The organism is Luteibacter sp., assembly GCF_051958795.1.
GTDB lineage: Bacteria > Pseudomonadota > Gammaproteobacteria > Xanthomonadales > Rhodanobacteraceae > Luteibacter.
Window position 1 is genome coordinate 1 of the sequence record NZ_JBQCFT010000108.1, and the last position, 8,203, is coordinate 8,203.

General features: G+C 64.6%; 12 protein-coding genes. 9 read left to right on the top strand and 3 right to left on the bottom strand.

Annotation, left to right across the window (positions count from 1 at the left end; translation table 11 throughout):
• Nucleotides 1–408 (bottom strand): TatD family hydrolase (locus ACTHLF_RS05820; protein ID WP_440325652.1); only part of this gene is annotated, 408 nt, incomplete at its 3' end.
• A 146-nt stretch (nucleotides 409–554) separates the two neighbouring features.
• Here ACTHLF_RS05820 and ACTHLF_RS05825 point away from each other — a divergent pair.
• Nucleotides 555–1,154 (top strand): glycine zipper 2TM domain-containing protein, encoded by a 600-nt coding sequence (locus tag ACTHLF_RS05825; protein WP_440325653.1) that lies wholly within the window; start codon nucleotides 555–557, stop codon nucleotides 1,152–1,154.
• Nucleotides 1,155–1,185: 31 nt separating this feature from the next.
• Nucleotides 1,186–1,656, top strand: a complete 471-nt coding sequence (locus tag ACTHLF_RS05830; protein WP_440325655.1) for a glycine zipper 2TM domain-containing protein — start codon at nucleotides 1,186–1,188, stop codon at nucleotides 1,654–1,656.
• Nucleotides 1,657–1,908: 252 nt separating this feature from the next.
• Here the strand turns inward: ACTHLF_RS05830 and ACTHLF_RS05835 are convergent, their stop codons facing one another.
• Entirely contained in the window at nucleotides 1,909–2,343 is a 435-nt protein-coding gene (locus ACTHLF_RS05835) for a cell wall hydrolase (RefSeq protein ID WP_440325657.1), read from the bottom strand.
• Nucleotides 2,344–2,831: 488 nt separating this feature from the next.
• Complete coding sequence (gene ygfZ, locus ACTHLF_RS05840) at nucleotides 2,832–3,617, bottom strand: CAF17-like 4Fe-4S cluster assembly/insertion protein YgfZ (RefSeq protein ID WP_440325659.1); 786 nt, start codon at nucleotides 3,615–3,617, stop codon at nucleotides 2,832–2,834.
• 126 nt (nucleotides 3,618–3,743) lie between these two features.
• Here ygfZ and ACTHLF_RS05845 point away from each other — a divergent pair, with 126 nt between their 5' ends.
• From ACTHLF_RS05845 to ACTHLF_RS05875, 7 genes are all read left to right on the top strand, one after another.
• Nucleotides 3,744–3,911 carry a DUF1674 domain-containing protein gene (locus ACTHLF_RS05845; protein ID WP_440325660.1) on the top strand — a complete coding sequence of 56 codons (168 nt, stop codon included), beginning with the start codon at nucleotides 3,744–3,746 and terminating at the stop codon, nucleotides 3,909–3,911.
• A gap of 57 nt (nucleotides 3,912–3,968) precedes the next feature.
• The gene (gene sdhC, locus ACTHLF_RS05850) at nucleotides 3,969–4,361 is read left to right on the top strand and encodes a succinate dehydrogenase, cytochrome b556 subunit (RefSeq protein WP_440325662.1); all 393 of its coding nucleotides are present in this window, start codon (nucleotides 3,969–3,971) and stop codon (nucleotides 4,359–4,361) included.
• Nucleotides 4,358–4,744, top strand: coding sequence for a succinate dehydrogenase, hydrophobic membrane anchor protein (gene sdhD / locus ACTHLF_RS05855; protein ID WP_440325664.1), 387 nt, complete (start codon nucleotides 4,358–4,360; stop codon nucleotides 4,742–4,744). Before sdhC ends, sdhD begins: the two co-directional genes overlap by 4 nt.
• Before the next feature lie 3 nt (nucleotides 4,745–4,747).
• Complete coding sequence (gene sdhA / locus ACTHLF_RS05860) at nucleotides 4,748–6,535, top strand: succinate dehydrogenase flavoprotein subunit (RefSeq protein WP_440325665.1); 1,788 nt, start codon at nucleotides 4,748–4,750, stop codon at nucleotides 6,533–6,535.
• A 21-nt stretch (nucleotides 6,536–6,556) separates the two neighbouring features.
• Entirely contained in the window at nucleotides 6,557–7,345 is a 789-nt protein-coding gene (locus ACTHLF_RS05865; RefSeq protein WP_247336199.1) for a succinate dehydrogenase iron-sulfur subunit, read from the top strand.
• 135 nt (nucleotides 7,346–7,480) lie between these two features.
• The gene (locus ACTHLF_RS05870; RefSeq protein ID WP_440325667.1) at nucleotides 7,481–7,729 is read left to right on the top strand and encodes a succinate dehydrogenase assembly factor 2; all 249 of its coding nucleotides are present in this window, start codon (nucleotides 7,481–7,483) and stop codon (nucleotides 7,727–7,729) included.
• The gene (locus ACTHLF_RS05875) at nucleotides 7,701–8,114 is read left to right on the top strand and encodes a hypothetical protein (RefSeq protein WP_440325669.1); all 414 of its coding nucleotides are present in this window, start codon (nucleotides 7,701–7,703) and stop codon (nucleotides 8,112–8,114) included. The genes ACTHLF_RS05870 and ACTHLF_RS05875 overlap by 29 nt, the downstream gene beginning before the upstream one ends.
• The last annotated feature ends 89 nt before the right edge of the window (nucleotides 8,115–8,203 follow it).

Genomic DNA, 8,203 nt, shown 5'->3' on the forward strand with positions numbered 1-8,203 from the left:
CTCGAAGGCGCGACGGGCGTGCACGATCACCGGGAGATCGTGTTCCTTCGCGATATGCAACTGGCGCTCGAAGATCGCGCGCTGGCGTTCGGGGTCGAGCCCTTCCACGTAGAAATCGAGCCCGATCTCGCCGACGGCGACCGGGCGCTTTTCCGTGAGCCAGTTGGGGAGCTCGTCGAGATGTTCATCGCGATGGCTGGCGAGGAACATAGGGTGCAGCCCGTAGGCCGCATGCACCCCTTCACGCGAGGCACACAAACGGTCGATGGCCTCCCAGTTTCCGCGATCGATCGCCGGTACGATCCAGCGCCGCACGCCGGCCTGGGCGGCGCGTTCGAACATGGCGCCGCGATCGGCGTCGAACGAGCTGTCGTCGAGATGGGCGTGGGTATCGATCAGGTCATGCATCCGGTTTGCTGCCGTTTTGCTTGGTGGGGTCAGTCTAAGGCGTCGTTCAGTTTAACGATTGTCAAATGTCTACGAGGCGTTCTTACGAACTTTCGGGGCGTTGTTGCCCCGGTAGGACGCCGCACTATCCAGTGGAGATTAGGGTTATGAGCAGGTTGAAGATTTCCGTCCTGAACGCCGGTTTGGGCGCGGCCCTGGTGCTGAGCCTTTCTGCCTGCAACCGCGATGCGAACGCCGATGTGGCCAATGCGCCGGCACCGGCCTCTGCGCCGGCAGCCGCGCCCGAGCCGGCCGGTCCGAAGTACGCCCGCGTGGTCAGCGTCGACCCCGTGCGCCAGGCGGCGACGGCGGCCCAGAAGGAGTGCCACGACGAGGTCGTGACCCGCCGTGCACCGGTCAAGGACCAGCATCAGATCGCCGGTACGGCGATCGGCGCCGTGGCCGGCGGCCTGCTCGGCAACCAGATCGGCGGCGGCAAGGGCCGCACGCTCGCCACCGTGGCGGGTGCCGTGGGTGGCGGTTACGCCGGCCATGAGATCCAGGAGCGTCGCCAGGAGACGAATACCGTCACCAGCACCGTGCGTAAGTGCAGCACCGTGCCGGGCACCAGCGGCGACAAGATCGTGGCTTACGACGTGCGTTACGAATACAACGGCGTGACCCGTTCGATCAGCATGGACCACGACCCGGGCGATCGCGTTGAAGTGCAGGAAGGCGTCTCGGTCGTTTCCGACGCCCGCCAGTAACCATCCCGATCCATCGCGAGGGCGTATCCCCATGCATAGCATCGTCCGTAAGTTTGGCCTCGTCGCCGCCGCCATCGTGCCGCTGTCGCTGACAGCGTGCTATGAGCAGCCGCGCCGGGTATATCGCGAGGATCGCGTGGTTTACGACGACCGTGGCGGTTCGCGTCGCTGTGCGCAGTGCGGCGTCGTGGACGACGTGCAGCAGATCTATACCGACCGCCAGTCCTCGCCGCTTGGCGCGGTGATCGGCGCGGTGGCCGGTGGCCTGCTGGGCAATACGATCGGCAAGGGCGATGGCCGCTCCGCCGCGACCGTCGGTGGTGCCGTGGTCGGTGGCGTGGTCGGCAACCAGGTGGGCAAGCGCAATGGCCAGGATATCGCCTGGCAGGTGCGGATCCGCCTGGACGATGGCCGCTCCGCCGTCGTGACGCAGGCGGAGGATCCGCAGCTTCGCCGCGGTGATTACGTCGAGATCCGCGGCGACCACGTGTACCGCATGTAGCCGTCTAGACGTCCATACGTAGGAGCCCACCCTGTGGGCGACGCCTTTCGCCGTAACGCCGCAAGTCACGCGACTCCTTCGCGAAAGATGTCGCCCACAGGGTGGGCTCCTACGGCATCGTGTATATCGAGACCTGTCGTTGCGGCAGGTTTTTTTTGGCCAAAAAAAAGACCCTCGTCCGAGGGCCCCTTTTTCCCGGGAATCGCAAGCTGCCCGCTCCGATTCCTTTTCCCCACGTTGTGTAGCGCTTCGTCAGTTCACGGCGTAGAACGCGTGGTCGCCGATCTTGCGGACGATGCGGCTGGCGGACCATGTGGGTGCGACAGCAACGGTGGCGAAGTGATCCGCCTGCGGAACATAAACCCGGCGTTCGCTCTTCGGCAGGCTCCAGTTATTGAGCGAGTCGCCGGCGATCTTCCATGCCTTTGTCCAGGAGACGAGGTCGGTGACCTCAAAATCCTTCGGCGTGGTGGTGATAGCGAACTGGCGCGGCGCGGAAACGACGTCGCACACATTCTTGCCACCCATGCCGCGATCACGCCGGCGGAGGGCGACTTCGGCCACCGCATACTGCCCGATGGTCGGTTCGCTACGTGCTTCGAGGTACACCGTCGTCGCCAGGCACGTCTGGTCGGCAAGGTGGCTCGGGAGGACGGACGCCATCCAGAGCAATGCTGAGAGTTTCATGTGTTTCTGCCTCCAACGAGCTTTTCCGTCACTTGCGGCGTCTCTTGGAAGAGCCATGGGGGACGTACGGGCGGTAGACGGGCGGGCAGGCCGTTACTACCTGGACCAACCGAATGCATCCGCTGGGGTAAGCGGTTGAACACGAATGCTTCGGGCGTCACACACTGTGACTGTACTGGGCGGCTGTCCGGAGCCTCCCGGTAGGGGTTCGCCGAAAGGGAGCGGCATCGCGATGGCGGCGGCTCCGTCGGCTACAGCGCACTCTAAGGCGGCGCGCAGTTCAATATCCACCGGCTTTCGCCGGGTCGCGCCAGAACCGTCATCGTCGACGGATCGTCGCGGGTGTAACCATGGCGATACACCATGGCCACGCAATGGGATCGGCGGAGACTAGTGGCGCATCACGTTTTACGCAAGTGCAGATGCGGCACGATTCAGCTTAGGCTCACGCTGTTCAGAAACTATTTTTTACGAAACTGCGCGTAACCTCACGCAGCGAACGTCGACAAGACGTGTAGGCGTACGCCGTCAATTTCAAGAGTTTCCGACTGAGCCGTGGCATCTTCCAATACGACAAGCGATATAGGGCGTTCTACGGATTCGTTGTGCATCAGCGTGATGCCTACATCACGTCCGTCAATGCGCAGTGATTGTCCATGCGTAAGCGCGACATCGGGTCGCACCGTGCGCAGGTGACGTTTGTGCCCGCCGAGAAAATGCAGGCGCGCAGCGATTTCCTGGCCCGGGAAACAACCCTTGTTGAACGACACCGCATTCAGTCGTTCCATTGAAAGTGCAGGTGGCAACAACGCGTCGAGTGCTTCATCGGGCAACCACGCGAATCCTTTTTCGATATGTCGTGCGATCCATGCATCACCGTCGTCGCGCATACCGATATGTATCGATGCATCGCCTTCACCAAGCACGAGCGAAGCGTCGTTGCCTTCGATCGCATGCATGTCGTCGCATGCGTCGCCATCGGCGATGAAGCGTGCGTCGTGCAGGGTGATCGTTACCTTCGAACGAAACACGAAACGCTTGAGGTCGTTCGCGAGGCGTTCGCCATCGCCACCGCGCGGCACGATGACGAAGCGGTCGTCGGCGACACGTGCGACCTGGAGCAGCGCACGGACCCGCCCCTTGGGGTCGAGCCAGCCGCTCCATTGCCAGCGGCCGGTGGCCAGGGCAAGGACATCGCTGCTCAGCTGGGCGTTGGCGAAGGCGGCGGCATCGGGGCCGGCGAGGGTGATGGGGCGAGTGGTACGGCTCGGCATGGGGGCGCGGGGAAGGGGAGGGAGGAGTAAGATATACGGTCAGGCCAAGGCCAAACCAAGCCTTGCCGGGTTAGTCAAGGTTGTGCTGAACAGGCACAGGTATTACGCTTTTAGAGTTTTATAACCATGTCCGACCATCCCTCAGCGCCCGAAAAGTCGAACGATTCCGCTCCCGCGAAACCGCTCGTACCGCCGGTCGTCCCCACGAACGGTGTGCCAGGGGTCGAGAAAGCGCCATTGGATCCCACCCGTTACGGTGATTGGGAAAAGAACGGACGCTGCATCGACTTCTGACCGGAAGGCGTGCGAGGGCTAGTTGGGCATCAGCGATTCCAATCCAGGATAGCCGCCATGGCACAAACGGGACGACCGCTCTCACCCCACCTCCAGGTCTACAAATGGCAAGTGCAGATGGTTTCTTCCATCCTGCATCGCGCCACCGGCATCATCCTTGCCGTCGGTAGCCTCCTTATCGTCTGGGGCCTCGCGTCCCTCGCCGCCGGCCCTGAAGCCTACGCGACGTTCACCGCCTGTGCCGGCAGCGCCTTTGGCATGCTGGTGCTGATCGGCTGGACCCTGGCGTTCTTCTACCACCTGGCCAACGGCATCCGCCACCTGGTCCAGGACACGGGCAAGGGCTACGCCATCGAGTCGTTCGTCCGCTCCAGCTGGACCGCGATCGTGGTCGCCATCGTGCTGACCATCGCCGTCTGGGCCTACGTGCTCACCGGAGGCCACGCATGAGCAAGGACCTGCGCAACCCGCTCGCCCGGGCCCGCGGCCTGGGCTCCGCGAAGGAAGGCGTCAGCCACTGGATGCTCCAGCGCGTCACCGCGCTCGGCCTCGTGTTCCTGACCCTGTGGTTCCTCTGCACGCTGCTCGGCCTGCTGCATGCCGATTTCGCCACGGCACGCGCCACGCTCGCAAAGCCCTGGAACGCCGTGCTGGCCATCGCCTTCATCGTCACGATGTTCCGCCACGCCGTGCTCGGCCTGCAGGTGGTCATCGAAGACTACGTCCATACCCGCTGGCTCGAAGTGGCTTCGCTGGTCCTCATCAAGTTCATCGCCGTACTTGCCGCGCTCACGGGCGTGCTGGCCGTGCTGCGTGTCGCGCTCGGAAGCTGATCCATGGAAGCCTACAAGGTCCAACAACATAAGTACGACGTGATCGTGGTCGGCGCCGGTGGCGCTGGCCTGCGCGCCACGTTCGGCCTCGCCGAAAAAGGCCTCAAGGCCGCGTGCATCACGAAGGTGTTCCCGACGCGCTCGCACACCGTCGCCGCGCAGGGCGGTATCTCCGCCGCGCTGGGCAACATGGGCGAAGACGACTGGCGCTTCCACTTCTACGACACGATCAAGGGCTCCGACTGGCTCGGTGACCAGGACGCCATCGAGTACATGTGCCGCGAAGCGATCCCGGCGATCATCGAACTCGAGCATTACGGCGTGCCGTTCTCGCGTACGGAAGAAGGCAAGATCTACCAGCGTCCGTTCGGTGGCATGACCACGCATTACGGCAAGGGCACCGCGCAGCGTACCTGCGCCGCGGCCGACCGTACCGGCCACGCCATCCTGCACACGCTGTACCAGCAGGCGCTTGCACACGACGCCACGTTCTTCATCGAATACTTCGCGATCGACCTCATCTTCGACAAGGATGGCGTCTGCCGCGGCGTGCTCGCGCTCGACATGAACGAAGGCACGCTCCACCTGTTCCGCGGCCACGCCGTGGTCATGGCGACGGGCGGCTACGGCCGTGCTTACTTCAGCGCCACCTCGGCCCATACCTGCACGGGCGATGGTGGCGGCATGGTGCTGCGCGCCGGCCTGCCGCTGCAGGACATGGAGTTCGTGCAGTTCCACCCGACCGGTATCTACGGCGCGGGTTGCCTTATCACGGAAGGCGTCCGCGGCGAAGGTGGCTACCTCACCAACTCCGAGGGCGAGCGCTTCATGGAGCGCTACGCGCCGAACGCGAAGGATCTTGCCTCGCGTGACGTCGTCAGCCGCGCCATGACCATCGAAATCCGCGAAGGCCGTGGCGTGGGTCCGAACAAGGACCACATCCACCTGAACCTGATGCACCTCGGTCCCGAGGTCATCGGCGAGCGTCTCCCGGGTATCGCCGAATCCGCGCGCATCTTCGCCGGCGTCGACGTGACCAAGGAGCCGATCCCGGTGCTGCCGACCGTCCACTACAACATGGGCGGCATCCCGACCAACTACCACGGCGAAGTGGTCACCAAGCTCGGTGACGATCCGGATGCCGTGGTGCCGGGCCTGTTCGCCATCGGCGAGGCCGCGTGCGTGTCGGTGCACGGCGCCAACCGCCTGGGCTCCAACTCGCTGCTCGACCTGGTGGTGTTCGGCCGTGCGGTGGCTAACCGCTGCGCCAAGGTCATCAAGCCGGGCACGGCCCATCCGGACCTGCCGGCGAATGCGCTGGACCAGGCCCTGGGCCGCTTCGACGCGCTGCGCTACGCCAACGGCAGCACGCCGACGGCCGCCATCCGCGCCGAGATGCAGAAGACCATGCAGAACGACGCCGCCGTGTTCCGCACCGGCGAAACCCTGCAGGAAGGTTCGAGCAAGATCTCCGAGGTGTTCTCGAAGTTCAAGGACGTGAAGGTCACCGACCGTTCGCTGGTCTGGAACTCCGACCTGATCGAGACCCTGGAGCTTTCGAACCTGCTGGCCCAGGCCGTTGCCACCATGCATTCGGCCAACCAGCGCCCCGAGAGCCGCGGCGCGCATGCCCGCGAGGATTTCCCGGACCGCGACGACCACGACTGGCAGAAGCACACGCTGGTCTGGATCGACGAGGAAGGCCGCTCGAAATTCGATTTCCGTCCGGTGCACATGTACACCCTGACGGACGAAGTCGAAGTCGTGCCGCCGAAAAAGCGCGTTTACTAATACCGGACCGGAGAGGCAATCGTGGCAGAGTTCACGCTACCCAAGAATTCCACTATCACGGCCGGTAAGCACTTCCCGGCGAAGGGCGCGAAGAATACGCGCACCTTCAAGATCTACCGCTGGACGCCGGATGACGGCCAGAACCCGCGCACCGATACGTACGAGGTCGATCTCGATACGTGCGGCCCGATGGTCCTGGACGCCCTGCTGAAGATCAAGAACGAGATCGACTCGACGCTCTCGCTGCGCCGCTCGTGCCGCGAAGGCATCTGCGGTTCGTGCGCGATGAACATCCAGGGCACCAACACCCTGGCGTGCACGCGCTCCATCGAGGAATGCGGCAGCAACGGCACCATCAATATCTACCCGCTGCCGCACATGCCGGTGGTGAAGGACCTGGTGCCCGACCTGACGCACTTCTACGCGCAGTTCGCGTCGATCAAGCCGTGGATGCGCACGCAGAGCCCGGCCCCGGCCGACAAGGAGCGCCTGCAGTCGCCGGAAGACCGCAAGAAGCTCGACGGTCTCTACGAGTGCATCCTGTGCGCCTGCTGCTCGACCTCGTGCCCGAGCTACTGGTGGAACGGCGACCGTTACCTCGGTCCCGCCATCCTCCTGCAGGCCTACCGCTGGATCGTGGACAGCCGTGATGAAGACACCGGCAACCGCCTGGACGATCTCGAGGATCCGTTCAAGCTGTACCGCTGCCATACCATCATGAACTGCGCCCGCACCTGCCCGAAGGGCCTGAACCCGGCCAAGGCGATCGCGGAAATCAAGAAGCTGATCGTCCAGCGCCGCTCGGCCTGAGACTAGGCGACGTAACCCCGTAGGAGCCCACCCTGTGGGCGACGCCTTTAGGAGAGCCGCCACAGGGTCTGTGGTGCTTTCGCAAAAGATGTCGCCCACAGGGTGGGCTCCTACGACGTAATAGGTTCCTGGAACATGGAAGAAGCCCGCCTCAAGCGCCTGCGCTGGCGTACCCGCCGCGGTACCCGCGAACTCGACCAGCTGTTCGGCTGGTGGCTCGACGAGCGCTTCGCCGACGCGGATGAGGCGGCCAGGCTGGCATTCGATGAACTGCTCGACGTGCAGGATCCCGATCTCTGGGATTGGGTGATGGGCCATGCCCACGCCCCGCGCGACGACTGGCAGGCAATCATCGATGACATCCGCACAAGGCATCACCTTTGAGGCACGCCCGTCGGCCAGGCTGAGCCTGCTGCTGCTCTGCATCGTCGTGGCAGGAGCCATGGCGCCGTGGCCCACCGAACTCCCCGTTGCCGCCCGGATGGCGCTTTCCCTCGCTGCGCTCGCCTTTGGCCTGTGGCGCGTCCACCAGCAACGTCACCCACGGATCACGGCAGCCCAGTGGCTGCCCGACGGTGGCTGGCTTGTCGTTGATCGTGATGGCGCGCTCCACGCCGCGGAACCCCGGGACGCCCGCGTGGTCGGTGAATGGGTGTGCGTACGGCTTTTCTGGCACGGCGGCCATGCCAGCCTGGTCCTCGGGCCGGACAACATGGAGCCGGAGACGCTGCGGATCCTGCGAGTCCGGCTGGGCTCGGCCGGCGCCTGACCCGGCTGCATGACCCACGGTTGTGGGGGGGGGGGGGGGGGGGGGGGGGGGGGGGGGGGGGCGGCGGAGGCCCGACGCGGAGCCCCACC

What these genes read in the sequence shown, in the direction of transcription:
- ACTHLF_RS05835 (WP_440325657.1), bottom strand. Translation starts at nt 2,343, where the DNA reads ATGAAACTCTCAGCATTGCTCTGGATGGCGTCCGTCCTCCCGAGCCAC.
- ACTHLF_RS05825 (WP_440325653.1), top strand. Translation starts at nt 555, where the DNA reads ATGAGCAGGTTGAAGATTTCCGTCCTGAACGCCGGTTTGGGCGCGGCC.
- sdhA (WP_440325665.1), top strand. Translation starts at nt 4,748, where the DNA reads ATGGAAGCCTACAAGGTCCAACAACATAAGTACGACGTGATCGTGGTC.
- ACTHLF_RS05830 (WP_440325655.1), top strand. Translation starts at nt 1,186, where the DNA reads ATGCATAGCATCGTCCGTAAGTTTGGCCTCGTCGCCGCCGCCATCGTG.
- ACTHLF_RS05870 (WP_440325667.1), top strand. Translation starts at nt 7,481, where the DNA reads ATGGAAGAAGCCCGCCTCAAGCGCCTGCGCTGGCGTACCCGCCGCGGT.
- ygfZ (WP_440325659.1), bottom strand. Translation starts at nt 3,617, where the DNA reads ATGCCGAGCCGTACCACTCGCCCCATCACCCTCGCCGGCCCCGATGCC.
- ACTHLF_RS05875 (WP_440325669.1), top strand. Translation starts at nt 7,701, where the DNA reads ATGACATCCGCACAAGGCATCACCTTTGAGGCACGCCCGTCGGCCAGG.
- sdhD (WP_440325664.1), top strand. Translation starts at nt 4,358, where the DNA reads ATGAGCAAGGACCTGCGCAACCCGCTCGCCCGGGCCCGCGGCCTGGGC.
- ACTHLF_RS05845 (WP_440325660.1), top strand. Translation starts at nt 3,744, where the DNA reads ATGTCCGACCATCCCTCAGCGCCCGAAAAGTCGAACGATTCCGCTCCC.
- sdhC (WP_440325662.1), top strand. Translation starts at nt 3,969, where the DNA reads ATGGCACAAACGGGACGACCGCTCTCACCCCACCTCCAGGTCTACAAA.